The 23573-nt window shown below is 62.1% G+C and carries 21 protein-coding genes and 1 pseudogene; 7 read left to right on the top strand and 15 right to left on the bottom strand.

Features of this window, described 5'->3' with window-relative positions:
* Positions 1–28: 28 nt before the first annotated feature.
* The 8 genes from M0D67_RS20845 to M0D67_RS20810 are packed head-to-tail and all read right to left on the bottom strand — an operon-like array spanning position 29 to position 7004.
* Positions 29–1318, bottom strand: coding sequence for an MSMEG_0569 family flavin-dependent oxidoreductase (locus M0D67_RS20845; protein WP_171927684.1), 1290 nt, complete (start codon positions 1316–1318; stop codon positions 29–31).
* A 27-nt stretch (positions 1319–1345) separates the two neighbouring features.
* A complete protein-coding gene (locus tag M0D67_RS20840; RefSeq protein ID WP_266239553.1) occupies positions 1346–1630 on the bottom strand; it encodes an MSMEG_0570 family nitrogen starvation response protein in 285 nt (94 codons plus the stop codon).
* A 17-nt stretch (positions 1631–1647) separates the two neighbouring features.
* Positions 1648–2823 carry an MSMEG_0565 family glycosyltransferase gene (locus M0D67_RS20835; RefSeq protein WP_171927683.1) on the bottom strand — a complete coding sequence of 392 codons (1176 nt, stop codon included), beginning with the start codon at positions 2821–2823 and terminating at the stop codon, positions 1648–1650.
* Complete coding sequence (locus tag M0D67_RS20830; protein ID WP_171927682.1) at positions 2820–3806, bottom strand: sll0787 family AIR synthase-like protein; 987 nt, start codon at positions 3804–3806, stop codon at positions 2820–2822. The genes M0D67_RS20835 and M0D67_RS20830 overlap by 4 nt, the downstream gene beginning before the upstream one ends.
* Complete coding sequence (locus M0D67_RS20825) at positions 3803–4402, bottom strand: MSMEG_0567/Sll0786 family nitrogen starvation N-acetyltransferase (RefSeq protein WP_171927681.1); 600 nt, start codon at positions 4400–4402, stop codon at positions 3803–3805. The genes M0D67_RS20830 and M0D67_RS20825 overlap by 4 nt, the downstream gene beginning before the upstream one ends.
* Positions 4403–4404: 2 nt before the next feature.
* Positions 4405–5475, bottom strand: coding sequence for an MSMEG_0568 family radical SAM protein (locus M0D67_RS20820; RefSeq protein ID WP_154559110.1), 1071 nt, complete (start codon positions 5473–5475; stop codon positions 4405–4407).
* Positions 5468–6502: a Nit6803 family nitrilase gene (locus M0D67_RS20815; RefSeq protein ID WP_171927700.1), complete on the bottom strand. Its 1035-nt coding sequence runs from the start codon at positions 6500–6502 to the stop codon at positions 5468–5470. Before M0D67_RS20815 ends, M0D67_RS20820 begins: the two co-directional genes overlap by 8 nt.
* Before the next feature lie 19 nt (positions 6503–6521).
* The gene (locus tag M0D67_RS20810; RefSeq protein WP_054040483.1) at positions 6522–7004 is read right to left on the bottom strand and encodes an MSMEG_0572/Sll0783 family nitrogen starvation response protein; all 483 of its coding nucleotides are present in this window, start codon (positions 7002–7004) and stop codon (positions 6522–6524) included.
* 347 nt (positions 7005–7351) lie between these two features.
* Between M0D67_RS20810 and M0D67_RS20805 the strand changes: the two genes are divergently transcribed.
* From M0D67_RS20805 to M0D67_RS20795, 3 genes are all read left to right on the top strand, one after another.
* Entirely contained in the window at positions 7352–8743 is a 1392-nt protein-coding gene (locus M0D67_RS20805; protein ID WP_154559053.1) for a PLP-dependent aminotransferase family protein, read from the top strand.
* A 297-nt stretch (positions 8744–9040) separates the two neighbouring features.
* Entirely contained in the window at positions 9041–10840 is a 1800-nt protein-coding gene (locus M0D67_RS20800; protein WP_266239552.1) for a methyl-accepting chemotaxis protein, read from the top strand.
* A gap of 21 nt (positions 10841–10861) precedes the next feature.
* A complete protein-coding gene (locus M0D67_RS20795) occupies positions 10862–12442 on the top strand; it encodes a methyl-accepting chemotaxis protein (RefSeq protein ID WP_266239551.1) in 1581 nt (526 codons plus the stop codon).
* Between the two features lie 20 nt (positions 12443–12462).
* Here the strand turns inward: M0D67_RS20795 and M0D67_RS20790 are convergent, their stop codons facing one another.
* Complete coding sequence (locus M0D67_RS20790) at positions 12463–12843, bottom strand: DUF5594 family protein (RefSeq protein WP_154559050.1); 381 nt, start codon at positions 12841–12843, stop codon at positions 12463–12465.
* Between the two features lie 386 nt (positions 12844–13229).
* On the opposite strand from M0D67_RS20790, the pseudogene M0D67_RS20785 reads away from it, so the two are divergent.
* Positions 13230–13325: pseudogene (locus tag M0D67_RS20785) on the top strand (helix-turn-helix transcriptional regulator); the annotation flags it as partial.
* 45 nt (positions 13326–13370) lie between these two features.
* On the opposite strand, the gene M0D67_RS20780 reads toward M0D67_RS20785, so the two are convergent.
* From M0D67_RS20780 to M0D67_RS20765, 4 genes are all read right to left on the bottom strand, one after another.
* A complete protein-coding gene (locus M0D67_RS20780; protein WP_266239550.1) occupies positions 13371–14714 on the bottom strand; it encodes a dicarboxylate/amino acid:cation symporter in 1344 nt (447 codons plus the stop codon).
* Between the two features lie 102 nt (positions 14715–14816).
* Entirely contained in the window at positions 14817–15431 is a 615-nt protein-coding gene (leuD, locus tag M0D67_RS20775; RefSeq protein ID WP_171927699.1) for a 3-isopropylmalate dehydratase small subunit, read from the bottom strand.
* Positions 15428–16846, bottom strand: coding sequence for a 3-isopropylmalate dehydratase large subunit (leuC, locus tag M0D67_RS20770; protein ID WP_154559047.1), 1419 nt, complete (start codon positions 16844–16846; stop codon positions 15428–15430). The genes leuD and leuC overlap by 4 nt, the downstream gene beginning before the upstream one ends.
* A gap of 17 nt (positions 16847–16863) precedes the next feature.
* On the bottom strand, positions 16864–17742 hold the full coding sequence (locus tag M0D67_RS20765; protein WP_171927677.1) for an alpha/beta fold hydrolase: 879 nt from the start codon (positions 17740–17742) through the stop codon (positions 16864–16866).
* Positions 17743–17836: 94 nt separating this feature from the next.
* Between M0D67_RS20765 and M0D67_RS20760 the strand changes: the two genes are divergently transcribed.
* On the top strand, positions 17837–18739 hold the full coding sequence (locus tag M0D67_RS20760; protein WP_154559045.1) for a LysR family transcriptional regulator: 903 nt from the start codon (positions 17837–17839) through the stop codon (positions 18737–18739).
* 67 nt (positions 18740–18806) lie between these two features.
* Here M0D67_RS20760 and M0D67_RS20755 read toward each other — a convergent pair whose 3' ends face one another.
* Positions 18807–18995 carry a hypothetical protein gene (locus M0D67_RS20755; protein WP_171927676.1) on the bottom strand — a complete coding sequence of 63 codons (189 nt, stop codon included), beginning with the start codon at positions 18993–18995 and terminating at the stop codon, positions 18807–18809.
* Positions 18996–19094: 99 nt separating this feature from the next.
* Positions 19095–20003 (bottom strand): LysR family transcriptional regulator, encoded by a 909-nt coding sequence (locus M0D67_RS20750; RefSeq protein ID WP_154559043.1) that lies wholly within the window; start codon positions 20001–20003, stop codon positions 19095–19097.
* 141 nt (positions 20004–20144) lie between these two features.
* Between M0D67_RS20750 and M0D67_RS20745 the strand changes: the two genes are divergently transcribed.
* Together M0D67_RS20745 and M0D67_RS20740 are read left to right on the top strand one after the other, a co-directional pair.
* Positions 20145–22265, top strand: coding sequence for a 3-hydroxyacyl-CoA dehydrogenase NAD-binding domain-containing protein (locus M0D67_RS20745; protein ID WP_154559042.1), 2121 nt, complete (start codon positions 20145–20147; stop codon positions 22263–22265).
* Positions 22266–22360: 95 nt separating this feature from the next.
* Entirely contained in the window at positions 22361–23569 is a 1209-nt protein-coding gene (locus tag M0D67_RS20740) for an acyl-CoA dehydrogenase family protein (RefSeq protein WP_154559041.1), read from the top strand.
* The last annotated feature ends 4 nt before the right edge of the window (positions 23570–23573 follow it).

Raw genomic sequence — 23573 nt, 5'->3', positions numbered from 1 at the left:
TTCACGTCGTGATGTGTAAGCCGAAATCTTAAGCCGCCACAGTCGCCCTCACCGACTCACGCTCGCGTGTTTTCTCGCGAATCGCCTGCACGACGAACTCCGCATCGCGTGCGACACCAGAGAAGCGCCCCGATCCCCAAGTATGCAGCCACGGCAAACCGACGAAATACAAACCGTCGATCGGTGTAATTCCGCGGGTATGCGCCGGATAACCGCGACCGTTGAACACCGGCGCGTCGAGCCAGCTAAAGTCAGGCGTAAAACCGATGCACCAGATAATTGCCGAAATGCCGCTAGTGTGGAGATCGAGCATCGTGCGTTCTTCGGCTGGTCTCCAGACGGGTTCGTAGACTTCACCTACCGGCGCGTCGATGCCATGTTTTTCAATGAAACCGTCGATGCTCGCGTTGATCCGGTTATACGTCTCGTCCGCGGCGTCGAGATTGGCAGCGAGCGTCGGTGCGAAATGGAATTGCCCGTCGCGCAGATCGTCGAGCCTGCCGTACAACTCCATGCCTTCGGCGGCGAACTTGCGCAGATCGATGTCGCGCCCGCCGTCGCGGCCGGTCACATAGTGATTGGTGTTGTCGCGTACGCCTTCGCGCAACGGATGCTTTTCGACCGGCATGTCGTAGTACTGCATGTCGGCGAGCCAATCGACCACGTCACGCCCCCGATAAAAGCGCGCGCAGCGCGGCGCCTCACCGACTGCGAGCACCACCTTGCGCCCCGCCAGATGCAGGTCCTCCGCGATCTGCGCGCCGGATTGCCCCGTGCCGACCACCATGACCGCGCCCTCGGGCAAAGCCTGCGGGTTCCGATACGCTGACGATTGCAACTGCACGATGCTTGCGGGCAAGCGCTCGGCGAGCCGCGGCACGATCGGCGTGTGATACCCACCCGAGGCGACCACGACCTGATCCGCGGTGAAATCGCCTTGCGCGGTCACGATCGTATAGACGCCGTCATCGCGCTGCTTCACGCGTTTGACTTCCGCATGCTCGATCACCGGTGCCTCGACGTGCGCGATGAAACCATCGAGATAGTCGATGATCTCGTCCTTCTTCATGAACCCGTGCGGGTCGTCGCCCAGGTAGGGGTAACCGGGCAACGCACACTGCCAGTTCGGCGTCACGAGACAAAACGCGTCCCAGCGTTGCTGGCGCCACGTATGCGTCACCGTGTTCCTTTCCACAACCAGATGGTCGATGCCGGCCTGCTTGAGGTAATAGCTAACCGACAGGCCCGCCTGCCCGCCGCCGATGACGAGCACGCTGTGATGCCGGTCAGCGCGCCCATGATGGGTTGGATTCGACATGATGCGTCCTCTGCAAAAAATAAACGCCTAGCTGAATTCGATAACCTTGACGATCGCCTCGGGCCGATCGCGAAAACGCTCCGCATCGCGTTCGATCTGTGCAAGCTGATCCATCGCTGCCGAGCAGGCAAAGCCGTACTTCTCGCGCACGCGCTCCGAAGCGATACCTAACGCCTGCCGCGAACGTTCGACGAAATCGTCCAACGCATAAGCCTCGCCAAGTTTGAAGAAATCACCAATGACAAGCGACGGCGAATAACAGTTCGCTTCATCGCCATCGGGCCACTGAATCCGAAAGTGCATGACAGGCATCGCAAATCCTCAATCGATCAATGAATAGTTAGCGCGCGCTTTGCGAGCAACTGGCGGTACACGTCGACGTGACGCCGTGCGCTTGCCGCCCAGCTAAAGCGTGCGAGTAACGCGGGTACGGCCTGGTCGAAATCAATACGACTACCGCTACCGCTGAGAGCACGTAGCAACGCCGCCGCTATCGACTCAACATCGGCCGGATTTGCCCAGTAACAGGTGCTGTCGTCGAGATATTCTGTGAACGGTGCGATTGCAGAGGCAACCACCGGCGTGCCACTAGCAAGCGCCTCCAGCACCACCAGGCCGAAGCCCTCGCGCAACGACACCATCGACAACACGTCCGCGCTGCGAAAGAGCGCGGGCATGGCGGCGTCTTCGAGTGGCCCGGTTACGACCACGCTTTCGTGTGGACCAATCGACAGCCCCAACTCCGCCGCTCGCTTAAGCACGCCGCGGGCGTAGGCGTCGTGGTCGAGCAGGCTCGCACCACCGGCAATCACAAGTTGCGCGCCCGGCAACGTGCGTAGTACCAACGCGAAGGCTTCGAGCAGTGCGAGTGTGTTCTTGCGCGCTTCGATACCGCCCACTGAAAGTACGATCGGGCCGTCATCAATGCCCAAGCGCCGCCTGATCTGCGTATCGTGCGCATCTTCGTCAGGCGTGAAGCGCGCGATGTCGACACCGTTCGGCACCGTCAGCGCCGCAATACCGAGAGTCGAACGCATCTCGCGCGTCCATGTATCGCTGACACACAACACTTGCTCCGCATCCTCGTACGCCCGCCGTTGCCATGCAGCGAGACGTGGATCGTCGAAATGATCCAGGTGATGAACAGTGCGCATGAAACCGCGAATGAGCCCTTGCGCTCTCAGCTCGGCAAGTGCGTTGCCACTGATACTGTCCTGCGCGTGCAGCACATCGAACGACCACGCGTCATGCTCCATCAAGGTCTGCTTGAATGCATGAATACGCGCCTCCACCATGGCTACCGTGCCGGCCTGAGATAGCGTGATCGGCGCATAGACCACGCGGCACGGCGGCAGACGGAACAGCGTCTCGCCCGGCGCAGCGGGCGCAAAGACGGTCACGTCATGACCGAGCGCGGTCAACGCGGTCGCCAGTTCAAGCGTATGCACGACCCCGCCACGCGGATTGACCGAATGCGTCAGCAACGCGATTCGCAACGAATTCATCGCGAACCGTCCTTCGCGATCATGAACGGCTCGCGATTGAAATCCCACAACACCGCTGCCTCATCGTGGTGATGCAAAACCACTTCAGACGACGCATCGACAGTACCAATCACGGCGCAAGCGAGCGAGCGCGAATCGAACTGCGCCTGCACTGCGTCCACCTGCTCCTCCCGAACCGACAGCAAATAGCCGAAGCTCGGAAATGCGGTAACCCAACGCTCCAAGGGGACGTTCGCTGGCTTCGGAATACGCTCAAGATCGATCCGTGCTCCCATCCGCGAGCACTCGAGCAACATCAGCGCAGTGCCGAGTGTGCCGGCCATACTGATGTCCTTCGCCGCATCGCATAAGCCACTTTCCGCTAGCCGCGGAAGCAGTTCGAGATCCGCTCTCAAACGTTCAGGCGGCGCGCCCACCGACGCATTCCAGAACGGATACGGTTCCTCGAAGTGCCCGCGCAAATCGACGGCCATCATCAAACGGTCGCCGGGCTTCGCATTGAAACTCGACAGCAGCGCTTTCGCGCGCCCCACAATCGACACCGCCAGTTGCGCAGCATCGCTGCGCGTATTCGTATGACCGCCGACTATCGACACGCCATAAGCAACGGAGGCCGCGGCCATGCCGGCAAGCACCTCCTCGGCGGCGTCGATGCCTCGACTCCATAGCGCATCGACCACCGCCAGCGGCCGCCCACCCATCGCATAGATATCGCTGACGTTGACCATCACGCTGCTGTAGCCGGCAAACCACGGCATTGCGCTCACGAAATCGCTGACCATGCCTTCGATGGCGAAGAGCAGGTAGCCATCGCCATCGGCAATGGCCGCGCAATCGTCGCCAAGTGCGACAGCCTGCGCGAGATCCTGCGTGCCACCTGGCAGACGCCGGGCGAGTGAGCCGACTACGTCGACGATATCCGTCTTGTGCCGAAACCCGCGACTTTCGCGCAGGCTGGCGACGAGATCGGCCACGCTCCTCATGCCGCGCTCCGTGCGGAAGCCGCACTGTGTGGTTGCGTATGAGTCACGAAGCCGCTATACGGCGCCACACACGGCGGATACCAGTCCAGTTGCGCCTGCATCAGATGATGCGGCCGGCCCAACAACATTTCCTCTGCAAGCACATCCCAATGCATCGCGCGAAAGAGCGGCACGTTCTGGCTCTGCACGTGGGCGAGAAAAGTCTCGCAGCCGAGCGCATGGGCACTGCTCACCGCGAGACGAATCAACGTCGCGCCAATTTTTCCGTGGCGGCGAAACGCTGCATGCACAGCAAGACGTGAACCGAACCACACGCTGCCTTCATCGCGATGAATGCGCACCGTGCCGACCACCTGCTCCGGCATGCCGGCGACACAGCTCACTGCCACCAGTTGCTGCGCGTGCGTGTCGATATCGTCCCGATCGTCGCCGACAAAAATGCCCTGCTCGATGCAGAACACCGCGCGCCGCAACTTGTACGCTTCATCGGCTTCCCAATCGAGCGTCGTCCACTTGATGCGGAATTCGCTCGGCGCATAGGGCGCGAAACTCATGTCACCTTCCAGCGCCTCGCCTGCAATCGCTTCACCGAACATGATCACTCCTCGTACGACGACAACGACGAACACGCACCGCATTTTCCGCATCCGGCCTTGATATCGCTTGAACGCATCGCGGCAACGTTCAGCATTGCGCCGAGCGGTTGCAGAACCGACTTCATGAATTCAGGCGTGGGCGCCGGATGATCTTCGAGCGGCGTGCCGCTGATCGGCACGAAGGGCACAACGAACGGATAGACACCGAGTTCGATCAACTCGCGCGACATGGCCAGAATCGCCTCCGCGCTATCACCAAGACCGGCGAGTATGTACGTACTCACCTGACCGCGTCCGAACACCGCAACTGCCGCCTTGAACGCCTCCATGTAGCGCGCCAGCGGCACGCTCGCCTTGCCCGGCATGATGCGTTCGCGCAATGCGGGCGTCACCACTTCGAGATGCATGCCGAGCGTATCGATGCCGCTCGCTTTCATGCGTGCGAACCAGCGATCGTCGTCGGGTGGCTCGCATTGCGCCTGGATCGGCAGATCGACCGCCGCTTTGATAGCGAACGCGCTTTCGCACAGGATCTGCGCGCCGCGATCGGACGTGGGCGGCGTGCCGGTGGTCAGCACCATATGCTTAACGCCGTCGAGCAATACGGCTGCCCGTGCCACTTCGGCCAATTGCTCCGGCGTCTTGCGCGCAATCGTGCGGCCTGCAGCGAGCGATTGCCCAATCGCGCAGAACTTGCAACTCTTGCGGCGGCTCTCGTAGCGAATGCAGGTTTGCAGCACCGTCGTGGCCAGCACGTCCGCACTATGCAGCGCGGCAATGTGCGAGTAAGGCACGCCGTCGAGCGTCTGCATGCCGTAAAAGCGCGGTGCTTTGGGAAAGCTGATATTGGCAATCGGGATCGTACCGCGCAGCAAGGCGCTCGAGCCGTTCGCATCCGGCGTCTCTGCGACGAACGGCGAGTGCCAGGCGGTGCTCGTATGCACCGGCACCATGATCGTCACGCCGTCCACCGTCACTGCCTTGTGGTCCGAGGGTCCCGCGCCGCCGCGCCGGCTCGCCGCGCCCGCATCCGGAGACACGAGCCGCAAACCGGCCGACTGCAATTCAGTCATCAATTGCCGGCTCGCTGCCGACAGTGTCTCGCTGGAATTCATCGCGCCATCCCTCGTTTGAATTGAAACCCGTGCTCGAAGCACCGGACCACGCCGGCATCGGCGCGACGGTTTCCGCCGGCCGCCGGTTGATCGCAAGACTCAGCAATTCCGGCCGCGCGTAGTGGCCGACTGAATCCATCATGCGTTTGCGCTTGGTGATCAGCGCCATGTCGAGATCGGCAACCACCATGCCTTCGCCCTCGCGCAGTGGCTGCGCCAGATGCTGTCCTTCCGGCGACACGATTGCGGTGTTGCAGCCGCCGCGCAGCGCCTTCTGCAAATTCGTATCGGACGTGACCGATGCAATCTGCGCTTCGGTCAGCCAGCCCGTTGCATTGACCACGAAGCAGCCCGACTCCAATGCGTGATGCCGGATCGTCACTTCGATCTGATCGGCGAAGATCGGCCCCACCAGCGAGCCGGGAAACTGGCTGCAGTGAATCTCTTCGTGCTGCGTCATCAAGGCATAGCGCGCGAGCGGGTTGTAATGCTCCCAGCACGCGAGCGCGCCGACGCGCGCCACCGCCGTTTGCGCGACTTTCAGGCCGGCCGCGTCGCCCTGGCCCCAGATCATCCGTTCATGAAACGTCGGCGTGATCTTGCGACGCTTGAGCACCAGTTGGCCGTCCACGTCGAAGATCAGCTGCGTGTTGTAGAGGCTGCCGTGATCGCGCTCATTGACGCCAAGCACCACCACCATCCGATGCAAACGCGCCCGCTCGGCCACCGCTTGCGTCACCGGGCCCGGCACGATCACGGCTTCCTCGTAGAGCTTCATGTGATCGGCGCCGGAAGCAACCGGCGGACGCACGAAAGAAAAGTACGGGTAGTACGGCACGAAGGTTTCAGGGAACACGATCAGTTGCACGCCTTCGCGTGCCGCTTTCTCGATGGCCTCGCATACCTTCTCGAGGGTGCCGCCGCTGCGTTCGAAGTCCGGTGCGATCTGGACCGCGGCGGCACGCACGATGCGTTTGTCGGACATAGTGGTCACTCGCCTCTCGTCAAACCGTCCACGTGTGGATGATCAGCGCGTTGTCCTTGCGATGAAGTAACTGGATATCCAGCACGTCGAGCGGACTAATCGGGCGGATACCTTCGATCAACGAAGCTTCGCCGTGCCCGTACAAGGCTTGCAGCGCGAAGCGGCAGGCGTACACCTTGCCGCCCTCTTCCATGAACTTCATCAGTTGCTTGTTGAAGTTCAGGTGGCCGGGGAACGCTTCGTCGCCAAGCGTTGGGAAGCCGCGTTGCAGACCAAGCGTGACACCCGGCCCGTAAAGCAGCACCGACGTCTCGAAGCCCTTGCGTTGCAAACGCGTGGCTTGCAACAGATTGACGAAGCCGATCGACCCCTCGAACGCGACCGTATGAAACGTGACGAGTGCCTTCTCGCCTGGTTCGGCCTTCACGTCTTCGAAGACTTTCTCTTCGTAGTCGACAAGGTAATCGCCTTTCTGATGCAGCGGTTTGTTGACGGCTGGCATAACACTCTCCGATCAGGTTTGCTAAGTAAAAGATGGCGCGTTCCATCCGTGCGCGCTTCTCTCAATGCAACGGCCGTGCCATTGATCGCTCACACAAATGCGATCAATCAGCAATCAATTCCGCCTCGATTCGACATGCGACTCGAAAAATTTTTTGGCGTGAAGCTTGCATATAGCCGGGGCGTCGCGGGCAATCACCCCCGACCCCGGGATATCGCACCAGCCAGGTGCGATTTGTCTGCCGGGACGAGTCGGCGTGGTGCACCCATTCACCACGGGCGATCAATCCGATCATTGATCGCATCCGAATGCGATCAATGATCATCACCCCCAGCCGAAGGCTATCGATGAGCAGCCCGACACATCACTGGATCAAACGCCTCGCCGACACTCGCAAGCCGGCCTACCTCGCGATTCCCGATCTGATCGAAGAAGATCTCGCCACCGGCCGCCTGCGTCCACGCGACCGCTTGCCGGGACTGCGCGATCTGGCCGAAGAACTCGCGCTGAACTACACGACGGTGGCGCGCGCGTATGCGGAGGCTCGCAAGCGCGGCCTGCTCGATTCGCGCGCGGGCAGCGGCACCTTCGTGCGTGGCCGAACCGCTACCTTGCCGCTCGCCGGCGGCAGCAGCATCGAGATGTCGATGAATACGCCACCCGAGCCGCCCGATTACGCGGCCCGTTTGCGCGATTCGGCCGCGCGCCTGATGAGCGGCAGCGATCCGTATCAGTTGCTGCGCTATCAGGATTTCGGCGGCTCGGCCGCCGACAAGGACGCGGGCGCCGAATGGCTGAAGCGTCGCGTGCCGCATTGCGACGCGCAGAACGTGCTGGTTTGCCCCGGCATTCATAGCGCGCTGGTGGCGCTCGTCTCGCAGTTGGCGCGGCCTGGCGGCACGATCTGTCTCGACACGCTTGCTTACCCCGGCATCAAGGCAATTGCCGCGCAACTCGGCGTACGTCTGCAAGCCCTGCCGCGTGACGACGAAGGTCCGCTCGCGCACGCCTTCGAAGCGCTCTGTAAAACCGACAAGCCCAGCGCGTTCTATTGCAATCCGACTCTGCAGAATCCGAGCACGCTCACGCTCACGCACAAACGGCGCGAGGCGCTCGCCGATGTCGCCTTGCGCTACAGCGTTCCGATCATCGAAGACGATGCGTATGCGATGCTGCCGCAGAGTGCGCCCGATGCGCTCGCGAGCTTCGCTCCCGAACTGACCTACTACGTGACGGGTTTATCGAAGAGTCTCGGTGCCGGTTTGCGAGTGGCGCATCTGCACGCGCCGACTGCCAGGCAAACGCAGCGCCTCGCCGGTGCGTTGCGCGCGACAACGGTGATGGCGAGTCCGTTCACGGTCACGCTCGCAACGCAATGGATCGTCGACGGCACCGCGCTCGATATGCTCAACGCGATCCGCAACGAATCGCGCGCACGCCAGGCGATTGCATCGCGCATGCTCGATGCGTGGCCTTACGAAGCGCACGCGGATGGCTTTCATTTGTGGTTGCCGGTACCGGCCGAAAGCGGCTGGAGTGCTTCCGAACTCGCATTGCAACTGCGCAACCAGGGCATCGCCGCCGTTGCGGGGGCGGCGTTTTCCACCGATGGCAATCCGCCGAACGCAATGCGTGTGTGCCTCGGCGGTTCAAAGACGCGCGACGAATGCGAAGAGGCACTGCGCATCGTGGGTGAGACACTCGACCATCCGCATCATCTGCATTCTCCGGTGATGTAAGACCATTTGCGCGCATCGGCATATAGCCTCGCATAGCGTCATACCCACCGTTATCGTCATACGAATACAGCGCCCTGCAACTCACTGCCAGGGCGCTGTTTCGGCATCCATTGAAAACCCCGCATCGCGCGAAAAAGTGTGTAGCATCGCGGCGCGCCGCCACAAGCGGCGTTGCCGGCCGCCGTCAGAAACTGAAAGCATTACCCGCTCAAGTCCCCACTGCCGGCGCCGTATACCGCGTATGAGGCCCCCGCCTCACCGACTACGGCTCACTGCTTACTCCGAAAGACTCCCAACATGTTCTCCTCCATTCGCGCGCGCATCGTCGCCCTGTGCGTCGCCATCGTTGTGGTTGCGCTCGCTGCTAACGCGGTTCTCAACTATGTCGTCGCCAACTCGTACAACGCCGATGCGATCGAAAGCAGTTTGAACGCTGTCGAAAGCGGTCATGCAGACGGGATCGAAGATTGGATCGCCTCCAATAGTCAGATGATCAACTCGCTGCAGGACGCGGTGCTGCAACCCGATCCGTCCGCCGCGTTGAAGCAGATCGCCGCAGCCGGCAAGTTCACCAACGTGTACGTCGGCTACGCGGACAAGACCGCGAAGTTTTCGGACCCGACCGGTATTCCGCCCGACTACGATCCGACCGGCCGCCCCTGGTACAAGCAGGCCGCCGCAGCGGGCAAGCCGGTGGTGACGCCGCCGTATGTGGATGTGGGCACGGGCAAGCTGGTGGTCGCGTTCGCCGCGCCCGTGGTGCGCGACGGCGTGGTGAAAGGCGTGGTGTCCGGTGACGTCGCGATGGACAGCGTGATTGCCAACGTCAAGGCGATTCATCCGACGCCCGCGAGCTTCGGCATGTTGATCGACGCAAGCGGCCATATCGTCGCGCACCCGGATGCGAAGCTGACCTTGAAGCCGGTATCGGACCTCGCACCCGCTCTTACCAGCGACAAGCTGACCGCGCTCTTCAGCGCCGAGCACCCCGTCGAAGTCGACGTGAACGGCAGCACGAAGCTGCTGCGCGCCGAGGCCATTCCCGGCACCGACTGGTACGCGGTCGTCGCGCTAGACAAATCGGAAGCGACGGCGGGTATGCGATCGCTGTTGACGGCCTCGGTGATTGCCTTGATCGTGATCGCCGCGATCGCCGCCGCCATCGTGGCCGCGGTCACCGCCGTGTCGTTCCAGCGCCTCTCGAAAGTACGCGATGCAATGGACGCGATCGGCTCGGGCGAAGGCGATCTGACACAACGTCTGCCAGCCGTCGGCAACGACGAAGTCGCGCAGATCGCGCGCTCGTTCAACACCTTCATCGACAAACTCAGCCACGTGATGCGCCAGATTCGCGATGCCAGCGAATCGGTGCGCGTGGCCGCTAATGAAATCGCCGCGGGCAATGTCGATCTGTCGGGCCGCACCGAATCCGCAGCGGCCAGCCTGCAACAGACGGCGGCGTCGATGGAAGAAATCACCTCGACGGTCACGCAATCGGCGAGCGCCGCAAAGAAGGCCGACGATACGGCCGTGTCCGCATCGCAGGTCGCTTCGCGTGGTGGCGTAGTGATCTCCGAAGTGATTACGACGATGGGCGAGATCGAACATGCCTCGGTGAAGATCTCGGACATCATCGGCGTGATCGACGGCATTGCATTCCAGACCAACATTCTCGCGTTGAACGCAGCGGTGGAAGCCGCGCGCGCCGGCGAACAGGGCCGCGGTTTCGCGGTGGTCGCGGGCGAAGTGCGCAGCCTCGCGCAACGCAGCGCGCAGGCCGCGAAGGAAATCAAGGCGCTGATCGAAGCAACCGTGGCGAGCGTGACCTCGGGGTCGGGCCAGGTTCACCAGGCCGGCGAGACGATGACGGAAATCGTCAGCAACGTCGCCAACGTGACCACCATCATTTCCGAAATCACCCAGGCGGCCAACGAACAAACGCGCGGGATTCAGGAAGTGAACCGCGCAGTCAGCCAACTCGATGAAATGGTTCAGCAGAACGCCGCGCTGGTGGAGGAATCCACTGCCGCCGCTGCCGCGTTGCAAAGCCAGGCCGTGAGTCTTGCCAGTGCCGTGACGCAATTCAAGCTGGACTAAGGTCTGCCAAAGGAAATCCTCGTGACGCTCTATAGAAATCTGAAGATCGCCGTCAAGTTGGCGCTGCTCGGCGCGGTGCTGCTCGCCGCGACAATGGTAGTGGGTCTGGAAGGGTGGCATGCGTTGTCGAATACGCATGCGCTGCAAATCCAGTCCGCGCAAACGCTCGGCCAATACGCGCAAGCCGCGGACACTGCGCGCGTCGCGCAGGTCGAATTCAAGAAGCAGGTGCAGGAATGGAAGGACCTGTTGCTGCGCGGAGCGGACCCGGCTGCGTTCGCCAAGTACCGTGACGCCTTCAGCAAGGAAAGCGGCACGACGCACGCGGCCTTGCTACGACTGAAGGATCAACTGAGTGCATTGGGCGCCAACGTCGACGGGGTCGACAAGGCGCTCGCCACGCACGCCTCGTTGCAGGACCGTTATCTCGACGCGCTCAAGCATTACGACGCGGCCGATCCGAATACGGCGCACATCGTCGACGGTCTGGTCAAAGGCATCGACCGGGCGCCGACCGCCGCTATCGACGAAATCGTCGCTATGGTGATGCAGCAGGCGCAAGACTCCAACGTGCGCACGGGCGAAGCCGCGGAACACGCATACACGCTCGCCTGCGTGCTGCTGCTGTCGGTCGTGATCGGCTCGCTCGGCGTAGGCGCGTTCGCGGTCTGGTTCCTGAGCCGCAGCATTACGTTGCCGGTCAGGCAGGCAGTGGGTGTCGCGCAAGCGGTTGCGGCAGGCGATCTGCGCGCGGATGTCACCGTCGTGAGCCGCGACGAAACCGGTCAGTTGCTGGTCGCGCTCAACGAAATGAATCAACGCCTGCGGCACATCGTCAGCGAGATTCGTGAAGGCGCGCACACGATTTCCTCAGCGACCCAGGAGATCGCCGCCGGCAACCTCGACCTGTCGGCGCGCACGGAACAACAGGCCGCCTCGCTCGAAGAAACCGCCGCGTCGATGCAGCATTTCACCGACTCGGTTCAGCGCAACGCCAGTAACGCACGCGAGGCCACCACGCTCGCGCGGACCGCGGCGCAAGCGGCGCGCGACGGCGGTGTTGTGATGACCGATGCCGTGCGCACCATGGGCCAGATCGACGCGGCGTCCAAGCGGATCGTCGATATCATCGCGGTGGTTGAAGCGATCGCCGCGCAGACCAATATTCTGGCGCTCAACGCCGCGGTTGAAGCGGCGCGTGCCGGCACGCAGGGGCGCGGCTTCGCCGTCGTCGCGAGCGAAGTGCGCAGCCTCGCGCAACGCTCGGCCGATGCTGCGCGCGAGATCAAGGCGCTGATTCGTGAGTCGGTAGCTACGATCGACGCCGGTACGCAGTTGATCAATCACGCAAGCAATACGATGGACGGCGTGGTGCAAAGCGCGGGCAGCGTGACGCGTATCGTCGAGGCGATCGCGACGGCCAGTGTCGATCAGGCGGCAGGTATTGCGGAAGTAAACGATGCGGTCACGCAGATGGATCAGGCGACGCAGAGCAATGCGGCTTTGGTGGAGCAGGCGGCGGCTGCGGCCGATGCGGTGCAGAGTAAGGCTTCAGGGTTGGTGCAAAGTGTGAGTTTCTTTCGGATCGGTGCGGCGGTTTGATCGGTGCGGCGGCTTCTTAGTTAAGACTCGAAGTCGAGGCCGCCGAGCAATACCGTCGGCTCGGCCTGGGTGTGCGAGACGAAATCCAGTTCGCGGACGTGGCGCCAGGCTTCGAGCTTGCGTGGTAACGCGGCCAGATAGCCGGCGAAGCGCGCTGGCCCTTCCGCACCCATTAGTCGTTCGATCTCGTCGCTGTCCCAGGTTAGAAACAGATTCAACGGATGTGCGTAGTGGCGCAGGTCTTCGATCGGTGTTGCGTGGATTCGCACGCGGGTGGGGTGGCCGTGGCCGCCGTATGGGAGCACTTCAGTATGCACGGTGGTAGCGAAACATGCGGCGATTGCCTCGGCGATGCGAGGCGCGAACTGTTCGTCGAAACGGGCGGCGCTCTCTGGATGCATCTATGTCTCCGATGTTTTGTGCGATGGACGGAGCATCGTAGCATGTGAGGTCGGCCGCGGTTGCGGGTGCTGTGGTGTAGGTCTTTTCTTCTTCTGTTTGCCTGCGCGGCGCTTTTTGTCTGTGTTCTTGGGGCGTTGGCCTTTCCTTGTTTTGTTAGTGGTCTATTAGCGTTGCCCCTGTGCGGGGCGGCACTTACTTCTCTTTGCCGCCGCAAAGAGAAGTAAGCAAGAGAAAGCGGCTCAAACCGCTAATGCTAAGCCGGTCCCGTGGTCTGCTACGGGTAGTGGTGCATCTGGAATCCGTGCTCTCGCACATTCAGCGTTAGTGACAAAGGACTCATCAGCTCCCACTCCGCACTACGTGTGGCTCGGCCTTCGTCAAGGGGATGACGACGCTGTCGATCGCAGAGGCGATGGGTGTCAAGGAATCGACGGTTGAAACTTACGCCAAGCGCGCATTCGCGAAGCTTGGCCTGAGTTCACGCCGCGGGTTGTTGCATGGACATGAGGCGATCACGGCGGCGCAGTCACATCGAGCGTTGCGTTTCACGTTCGGGCAGGCGACCCACGACGGTCTCGCCCTCCTCTGCCGCAACCGTGCCGGACGTGACAACAGGTCTCGCCAACGCCACCTTCAGCTTGTCGCGATCTAGCTCCTTCTCCCACGCCGCAATCACGATCGATGCCACACCGTTGCCCATCGTATTGGTCAGCGCGCGGCACTCCGACATGAAACGGTCGATGCCGAGAATCAGCACCATCGCCGTCACCGGCACGGTCGGCACGACCGAAAGACTCGCGGCCAGCGTGATAAAGCCGGCCCCTGTAACGCCGGTCGAACCTTTCGACGTCAGCATCGTCACCGCCAGCAACGTGATCTCCTGAGCAATCGTCAAATGGGTATTCGTGGCCTGGGCGAGAAATAGCACCGCGAGCGTCATGTAGATATTGGTGCCGTCGAGGTTGAACGAGTAGCCCGTCGGCACGACCAGCCCGACGATCCCGCGTGAGCACCCGAGCCGTTCGAGCTTCTCCATCAGCTGCGGCAACGCTGCTTCAGATGTCGACGTGCCGAGCACGATCAGCAGTTCGTCCTTGATGTACACGACGAAACGCCACAGGCTGAAACCGCATGCCCGTGCAATCAGGCCGAGTCCGCACGAGACGAACAGGAATGCGGTCAGATAGAACGTACCGATCAGTTTCATCATCGGCAGCAAGGAGACGATGCCATATTTGCCGATCGTGAATGCGATGGCGCCAAACGCGCCGATTGGCGCGAGGCTCGTAATCATGCGCACAATTCGGAAGAAAGTTTTCGACAGCAGTTCGATCAAACCGATGACGGGTTTCGCGGGTTCACCCATCACCGCGAGCGCCGTACCGAACAACATGGCGATCAAAAGCACCGGCAGAATATCGCCCTGCGTGAACGCGCCGACGAACGTCTCCGGGATGATGTGCATGAAGAAACCCGCCAGCCCCTCGCCGTGCGCGGCTTGTGCGGCGTAACTGGATATTGCGCCTGCGTCGAGTGTAGTGGGATCGACGTTAAAGCCCACCCCGGGTTTCAGCACGTGCGCGGCCAGCAAACCGATGGCGAGCGCGAGCGTCGACACCACTTCGAAATACAGCAGTGCTTTGCCACCCACGCGGCCGACCTTGCGCATGTCGTGCATGCTGGCGATGCCGGTCACGACAGTGCAGAAGATCACCGGGCTGATGATCATTCGCACGAGTTTGATGAAGGCGTCGCCGAGCGGTTTCATCGCCACCGCATCCGCCGGCAGGAAATGGCCCACGATCACACCGACAACGATCGCCACGATCACCTGCACGTACAGCACCTTATAAAGCGGTTTGCGCTTCATGTCTCCTCCGTTTTTAAAAGGCAAAACGCGTCCCTTCCCTTCTGCCGGGGAATCGGTCACACGCGTTTCGGTTGAATGGCGGCGCAAGTGCCGCCAGGGGATTTACAGCACGGCGGCCCAGGGATGCCGTTCGAAATGGGCCTGCTCGAACGCTTCAATAGCGCCCAGTGAAGCGAGCGTGAGATCGATGGTGTCCATGCCTTCAATCACCATCTGTTTGTGACGCGCGCCGAGCGGGAACGTAAACGTGCGGCCGGTGACCGTCGTCACCGTCTGCTGCTCGATGTCGATATGCAATCGTGCAGCCGGATGTGTCGCCGCGTCTTGCATTAGAACGTCGACTGCTTCGCGATCCAGCTGCACCAGCAGCAAGCGGTTATTCATCGCGTTCGAATAGAAAATCTCTGCGAAACTCGGCGCGATCACGGCTTCGAAACCGAATTGCTGCAGCCCCCACACAGCATGTTCACGACTCGAGCCGCAGCCGAAATTCGATCCCCCAATCAGGATGCGTGCGCCGCGATACGCCGTCTGATTCAACACGCAATCCGGGCGCGGCTCGCCTTCTGCATCGAAACGCAAGTCATACAGCAAGCCCTCGCTCAGTCCGGTCTTGTCGATGATGCGAAGAAACTGCTTCGGCATGATCTGATCGGTGTCGAGGTTTTCGATCGGCAATGGCGCGGCATTTCCGTCGATTTCGGTGAGTCTCGTCAGCATGATTGCGTCTCCAGCGTGCGGACGTCGGTGATGCGCCCGGTGAGTGCAGCGGCAGCGGCCATCGCCGGGCTCATCAGATGGGTGCGGCTGCCGCGCCCCTGACGTCCTTCGAAGTTGCGGTTGGTCGTGGATGCGCAGCGCTCGCCTACCGCGAGAAAGTCGTCGTTCATCGCGAGACACATCGAACAGCCCGGCTCACGCCATTCGAAACCGGCATCGCGCAGCAGCGCCGCAATGCCCTCGGCCTCGGCCTGGCGGCGCACACTGCCCGAGCCCGGCACGACCATCGCGCGCACCCCTTGCGCGACGTGGCGCCCTCGCACAATCGCAGCGACCACGCGCAGATCTTCGATACGTCCATTGGTGCACGAGCCGATGAACACGCGATCGATCGGCGTGCCCGCAATCGGCTGGTCCGCATCGAGCCCGATATAGTCGAGCGCGCGACGCAGTGCGGCGGCAGCCTCCGGTGTTTTTTGCGCAGCCGCACTGGGAATGCGCTGATCGACTGCGATCGCCTGATCGGGGCTCGTGCCCCATGTGACGAACGGCGCGATATCGTGTGCCTCGAAATGATGTTCGGCATCGAAACTCGCACCGGCGTCCGATTTCAGTTCGCGCCAGTCGTTCATGGCAGCAGCCCATGCGGCATCGTCCAGTGATGTTGCATGCGCGCGGACATAGTCGAACGTGGTCGCGTCGGGTGCGATCAATGCCGCTCGCGCGCCGGCTTCCACGGTCATGTTGCATAAGGTCATGCGCGCTTCCGCGGACAGCGACGCGATCGTCGATCCTGCGAACTCCACCGCATAACCACGCGCGCCCTGTGCGCCGATGCGGCTGATGATCCACAGAATCACATCCTTCGACGATGTGCCGTAGGGCAACGTCCCGTCGATCGTGATACGCATGGTTTGCGCGACGCGATAGACCAGTGTTTGCGTGGCAAGCACGTGCTCGACCTCCGAGGTGCCGATGCCGAAGCCCAATGCACCGAGCGCACCGTACGTAGTCGTGTGACTATCGCCGCATAGCACGACCATGCCTGGGCGAATCAAACCGCGTTCTGGCGCGACGATATGTTCGATGCCTTGCAGGGGATCATTCGCCGCATGCAGTTCGATACCGGCCTGCTCGCAGTTGCGTGCGAGATTATTCGCCTGCAACAGGGAAGCGGCATCGCGAATCACGCGCGGCGACTCCGCATGCGTTGGAATGATGTGGCTGACCACCGCCAACTGCTGCCGCGGACGACGCACGGGCCGCGCTTTCGCCGCGAGCACGCTGAACGCCTGTGGACTGGTGTATTCGTTCATCAGATGCAGATCGACATACAGCAGCACGTTTTGTTCGTCGATACGCGTGACGACGTGCGAATCGACGAGCTTCTGGTAAAGGGTTCGTTTTGACATGATGGGCCGACCGGCGACTAGGACTGCAAGAACGGCAGGACGCGTTCGAGTAACAACTCGGGCGCTTCCTCGGGAATATAGTGGCCGCACGGCAAAGCCTCGCCGCTCACGTGCGCCGACCACTGACGCCATTCGGCGAGCGGCTCGAAACATTGCTCGATGACGCCCTGCGCGCCCCACAACGCGAGGAAATCGCATTCGATCTTCTGCCCTTCAGCGAGCGACGCGCGATCGTGATCGAGGTCGATCGTGATGCTCGCGCGGTAGTCCTCGCAGATGCCGTGCGCGGTGGCAGGGTCCGACAGACAGCGCAAATACTCGGCATAGGCGGCATCGATGAACGGTGCCAGCCCGGCGCTGCGTGCGCCTATGGTCTGCTTCAGATAGAGATCGGGATCGGCGCGAATCAGCGTTTCGGGAAACGGCGCGGGACGCACGAGAAAAAACCAGTGCCAGTAAGCGCGCGCAAACTCGAACGACGTTTGCTCGTACATGGCGAGTGTCGGTGCGACGTCCAGCGTGACCAGCTTCGTCACGGCTTGCGGATGATCGAGCGCCATGCGAGCCGCAACGCGTCCACCCCGGTCGTGGCCGACCACGGCAAATTGTGTGAAGCCCTGGGCGCGCATCAACGAAACCTGATCCGCGGCCATGCGGCGTTTCGAATAGTTGCTGTGGTCGGGCTCGCCTTGCGGTTTGCCGCTGTCGCCGTAGCCGCGCAGATCCGCAGCAATGACCGTGAAGTACTGCGCCAGCGTGGGCGCAACCTTATGCCAGATCGCATGGGTCTGCGGATGGCCGTGCAGCAGCAGTAAGGCCGGGCCGTTGCCGCCACGGATTGCGTGGATCTGGATGCCGTCGACGTGGATCGACGCGTCGGTGAAACCTCTAAACATCGTTGCCTCCCGTATCTGAATGCAGTCTAATTGATGCCTGCAGAGATATGGTTTCTATTAGTGCAATCCGGAATTAACTTTTGGGAACGAATCGATGGATGGTTTTTCCGACCTGAATCTGTTCGCGCTGGTGGCGCGCCACCGCAATCTGGCGGCCGCAGCGCGTGAGCTCGGCGTGACGCCGCCGTCGATCAGCAAGCGTCTCGCGCAACTCGAAAAGCGCTTGGGCGTGCGTCTCGTCAACCGGACCACCCGCCGCCTGAGCCTCACCGCCGAGGGCGAGATCTATCTGGCGAACGGCTCGCGTATCCTCGACGACCTCGCTGAACTGGAGCAACTGGTCACCAGCAGCCGCGCCGAGCCGACTGGGCTTTTGCGCGTGAACGCGTCGTTCGGTTTCGGCCGCGCGCACGTCGCGCCGGCCATTTCACGGTTCAGCGAGCGTTTTCCATCGATGAAAATTCAGTTGCATCTCACTGACCGGCCGGTCAGCTTGCAGGAAGAAGGCTTCGACTTGGGCATTCGCTTTGGCGAGGTGCCGGATGCACGTATCAATGCGCGTTTGCTGCTGAAAAACCAGCGGCTGGTGTGTGCCGCACCGGGCTACGTGAAACGGCATGGCGCACCGGCCATGCCACACGATTTGACGCACCATGCGTGCCTCGTCTTACGCGAAAACGAATCGGCGTACGGCACCTGGCATTTTGCGCGCGGCAAGAAGTCGGAGACGGTGAAGGTGGATGGTCCGTTGAGCAGCAACGACGGCAGCGCCGTGCTGAAGTGGGCGCTCGATGGGCGCGGTATTGCCGTGCGCTCCGCATGGGAGATTTCCCGCCACTTGCAACGTGGCGAGCTGGTGCCGTTGCTCACGGACTGGGCGCTGCCGAACGCGGACATTCACGCGATCTATCTGGAGCGGCATCGGCTGTCGGCGAAACTCAGGACGTTCATCGACTTTCTCGGCGACGAACTGCAAGCGAGTGTTCGATCGGCTTAGCACGCGTGCGGTGAGCCGGGCGCTGCAGGGCGATCACGCGGGTCGGACGAATACCCGGCGTGCGTGTTCAGCCGACGCGTTTGTTTCGCTGGGCGCGATTTGCTCGCAAGCGGATCAGGAAGCTGACCAATGCGGCGAAGGCCGCAGTGGCCGCGTAGCCTGCCAGACGAATGGCATCCTCACTCGGGAGACGCGAGACCAACACAATGACAATGGCGATTGCAAGCAGAGCTAGACATGCGATTGCCCATTTCATCTCCGTCTCCCCTGAAGTTTGATGTGCTGCCAGATGCACGGCTATCTCGCCGTTTTGTTAAGCATACCCGCGAGTGAGGCACCGGTGCTTCATTGCGACTCAAGCGGCCACCCCTCTGCCGCTTCCGTGCGCCTGCTCCAGGATGAACTCGATAAAACTCGCCGCCGCCCGCGTGTGATGCCGATTCGGCATATAGAGCAAGTACATGTTCGTACCGAAGATGCTTAGACGCCATTCATCGAGCGCCGTCACCACGTCCCCGCGGCGCAGGTCGTCCTGCACCACGTAGTCGGGCACCAGGCCGACGCCCAGACCGGCCAGCACCGCCTGGCGCAAGAACAGGAAGTTCTCGGAAATAATCGTCGGCTCCAGCAGCACTTCGTGGCGTTCGTCGCGCAAATAAGCCGCCACCCGCAACTGCCTGCCGACCACCGCCGCCGTAATCAACGGCGCAGTGCGCAAATCATCGAGACGCACCGGCATGCCGCGGCTTTCGGCAAAATCCGGCGACGCACACGCAACATATCGCACCGACCCCATGTCACGTGCGACGAGATTCTGCGGCGGCTCCGACATCACCCGAACCGCGATGTCGACCTCGTCGCGCATCAGATCCTCGACCCGATTCTCGAACATCACGTCCAGCACGATGCCCGGATACAGACGCTTGAACGCGATCAGCCAATCCGACATCACCAGTTGCCCATAACCGCTCGGCACACTCAACCGCACCCGCCCCTGCAAGCTCTGCCCGAGCGTGGTGACCGATTCGCGCGCGGCCAGCAGCGCATTCTGAATGGTGCGGCCATGCTCGTATAACTGCAGACCGATTTCAGTCGCTTCGACCCGGCGCGTGGTGCGCCTGACCAGTTGCAGCCCGATCGAGCGCTCCAACTGGTTCAGGTGGTAACTCACATTCGCGCGGCTCATCTTCAGCCGGCGCGCGGCCTCGCTCAGGTTGCCCGCATCAAGGATATCGACCAGCAAGGTCAGCGAATTGACGTCCATGGCATAGCCTTTGTCAAAGTATCTTTGACAGTCTGTCAACCGCCTATGTAATTGTCAATAAACCTTGACCAACCCACAATCGGAGAATTCGCCAGGCCCGGTATGCCAGATCTGCCCCGATATCAATCAGGAGACGACACGATGACCCTCAACCCTTCCGCCGACGTTGTGACGCGCGAATTGCGCGGCAAAGTCCTGCTGGTGACCATCGACCACGCACCGGTCAACGCCTTATCCGCCGACGTGCGGCGCGGCCTGCTCGCCGCCATCGAAGCCGCGGATGCCGACAAGGCCGTCGAAGCCGTGCTGATCGTCGGCGCCGGACGCAACTTCATCGCGGGCGCGGACATCCGCGAGTTCGGCAAGCCGCCGGTGCCGCCGTCGCTGCCGGATGTATGCAACCGTATCGAAGCGTGTGCGAAGCCGGTGGTGGCCGCCATTCACGGCGCCGCGCTCGGCGGTGGCCTGGAGGTGGCGCTCGCGGCGCACTACCGTCTCGCCGTGAACGGCGCGAAGCTCGGTTTGCCCGAAGTGCAACTCGGCCTGCTGCCGGGCGCAGGCGGCACACAGCGTACGCCGCGCCTGATCGGCGCGCAGGCCGCGCTCGACCTGATCCTGAGCGGCCGCCACGCCGGCGCGAAAGAAGCACTCGCGCTTGGCCTCATCGACCGGCTCGGCAGCAGCGACGACATCCTCGCTGAAGGACTCGCCTACGCACAGGAACTGCTGGCCGCTCATGCGCCAGTGCGCCGCACGCGCGATGCCGCTGCGCTAAGCGACCGCGCAGCAAGCCTCGCCGCCGTCGCCGCGGCGCGCGCGGAAACGGCGAAGAAATCGCGCGGCCTGTTCTCCCCGCTAAAAATCGTCGATGCCGTGGAAGCCGCCATCGAACAGCCTTTCGAAGATGGCCTGCGGCTCGAACGCAAACTGTTCCTGGAATGCATCGACAGCCCGCAGCGTGCCGGCCTGATTCACGCGTTCTTTGCCGAACGCGAAGTGCTCAAGGCCCCGGAAACACGCGATGCGAAACCACGCACGCTGAATAAGATCGGCGTGGTGGGCGGCGGTACGATGGGCGCGGGCATTGCCGTCGCCGTGCTCGATGCCGGCCTGCCGGTGACGATGATCGAACGCGACGACGCGTCGCTCGCGCGCGGCCGCGCGCACATCGAAAAGGTCTACGACGGGATGATCGCCAAAGGCCGCATGAGCGCGGAAAAGAAAACCGACGTGATGACACGCTGGCAAGGCAGCACTTCATACGATGCACTCGCCGACGCCGATCTGGTGATCGAAGCGGTATTTGAAGACCTGTCGGTGAAAAAAGCCGTGTTCGCCGAACTCGATCGTGTCTGCAAAGCGGGCGCGGTGCTCGCCACCAACACGTCGTATCTCGACATCGATGCGATTGCGGCCAGTATTTCCCGTCCTGCGGATGTGATCGGCCTGCACTTCTTCTCCCCCGCCAACATCATGAAACTGCTGGAAGTGGTGGTGCCGAAGCAGGTCAGCGCCGACGTGGTCGCGACGGCGTTCGAACTTGCGAAGAAGCTGCGCAAGACGCCGGTGCGTGCTGGCGTGTGCGACGGCTTCATCGGCAATCGCGTGCTGGCGGTGTATCGCAACGCGGCCGACGCCATGATGGAAGACGGTGCGTCGCCGTATCAGATTGACGCGGCAGTGCGTGCATTCGGCTTCCCGATGGGCCCGTTCCAGGTGGTCGATCTGGCAGGCGGCGACATCGGTTGGGCTGCGCGAAAGCGGCGCGCGGCCACACGCAACCCCAACGCGCGCTACGTGCAGATCGCCGACCGTCTTTGCGAACGCGGCTGGTTCGGCCAGAAAACCGGTCGTGGGTTTTATCTGTACCCCGAAGGTTCGCGCAGCGGCGCACCCGACCCTGAAGTCGAGGCCATCATCGACGCCGAACGCGAGCGCGCCGGCATCACGCCGCGCACGTTCACCGACGAAGAAATCGTGCGCCGCTACATGGCCGCGATGATCAACGAAGGCGCCAATGTCGTGCACGAAGGCATCGCGCTGCGGCCACTCGATGTCGACGTGACCTTCCTCTATGGCTACGGCTTTCCGCGCTATCGCGGCGGTCCGATGAAATACGCCGATACGGTGTGCCTCGCCACGGTTCTCGCAGACATCCGCGAATTCGCCAAAGAAGACCCGCTGTTCTGGCGAGCGTCGCCGCTGCTGGTCGAACTGGTCGAGCGCGGCGCCGATTTCGCGAGCCTCAACCAGTCAGCTTGAGACGGCACGTTATTTGGAGCATTCTCGACCGGTACGGGCCCGCCTGCCTACGCGCTCACCCGCCGGTCCGGTAAATATCTAGGGAAGAACCCGCTATGGATCTGAACTTCACGCCTGAAGAAGAGGCTTTTCGCACTGACGTGCAGCGTTTTTTGCGCGACAAACTCCCACAACGTCTCGCCGACAAAGTACACGGCGGCCGCAGGCTTACGCGCGACGACATGGCTGAGTGGCACGCGATTCTCAACGCACAAGGCTGGCTCGCCAATCATTGGCCGGAGGAGTACGGCGGCCCGGGCTGGAACGCCGTGCAGAAATTTATCTTCGAGAATGAATGCGCATTGGCGGGCGCACCGCGCGTCGTGCCCTTCGGCGTCAACATGCTCGGCCCAGTGTTGATCAAATACGGCAACGAAGCGCAAAAGCACCACTGGTTGCCGCGCATTCTCGATGGCTCGGACTGGTGGTGCCAGGGCTATTCGGAACCGGGCGCGGGCTCGGACCTCGCGTCGGTCAAGACCACCGCGGTACGCGGCAGCGATGCGCAAGGTGAGCACTACATCGTCAACGGCCAGAAGACGTGGACCACGCTCGGCCACTACGCGAACATGATCTTCTGCCTCGTGCGCTCTGCCACCGACGTGCGCAAGCAGGAAGGCATCAGCTTCCTGCTGATCGACATGAATACGCCAGGCGTCGAAGTGCGGCCGATCATCACGCTCGATGGCGAGCACGAAGTCAACGAAGTCTTCTTCACGGATGTGCGTGTACCGGTTGAGAACCTCGTGGGCGAAGAGAACAAGGGCTGGACCTACGCCAAATACCTGCTCACGTATGAGCGCACCAATATCGCGGGCGTCGGCTTCTCAGTCGCCGCATTTAACCGGCTGCGCAAGATCGCCGCGAAGCAGCAGCGCAACGGCCGGCCGCTTGCGGAAGATCCGTCGTTTGCGGCACGCATGGCGCGAGTCGAGATCGATCTGGAGAACATGAAGACCACCAATCTGCGAGTGATCGCGGCGGTGGCCGGCGGCGGCGTGCCGGGCGCCGAGAGTTCGATGCTGAAGATTCGCGGCACTGAGATCCGCCAGGAGATCTCTTCGCTCACGCGCCGTGCGATGGGACCGTATGCGCAGCCGTTCGTCGAGGAAGCCTTGCACGATGGCTTCGAGGGTACGCCAGTCGGTCCGGACGAAGCCGCAAGCGCTGCCTCGCTCTACTTCAACAACCGCAAGCTGTCGATCTTCGGCGGCTCCAACGAAATCCAGAAGAACATCATTTCCAAAATGATCCTGGGACTGTAAGGGG

Origin of the sequence: Paraburkholderia sp. SECH4 (genome assembly GCF_030511745.1) — a bacterium.
Classification (GTDB): Bacteria; Pseudomonadota; Gammaproteobacteria; order Burkholderiales; family Burkholderiaceae; genus Paraburkholderia; species Paraburkholderia madseniana.
The sequence above is the reverse complement of the archived record's forward strand: the minus strand, read 5'-3'. Positions and strand labels throughout refer to the sequence as shown.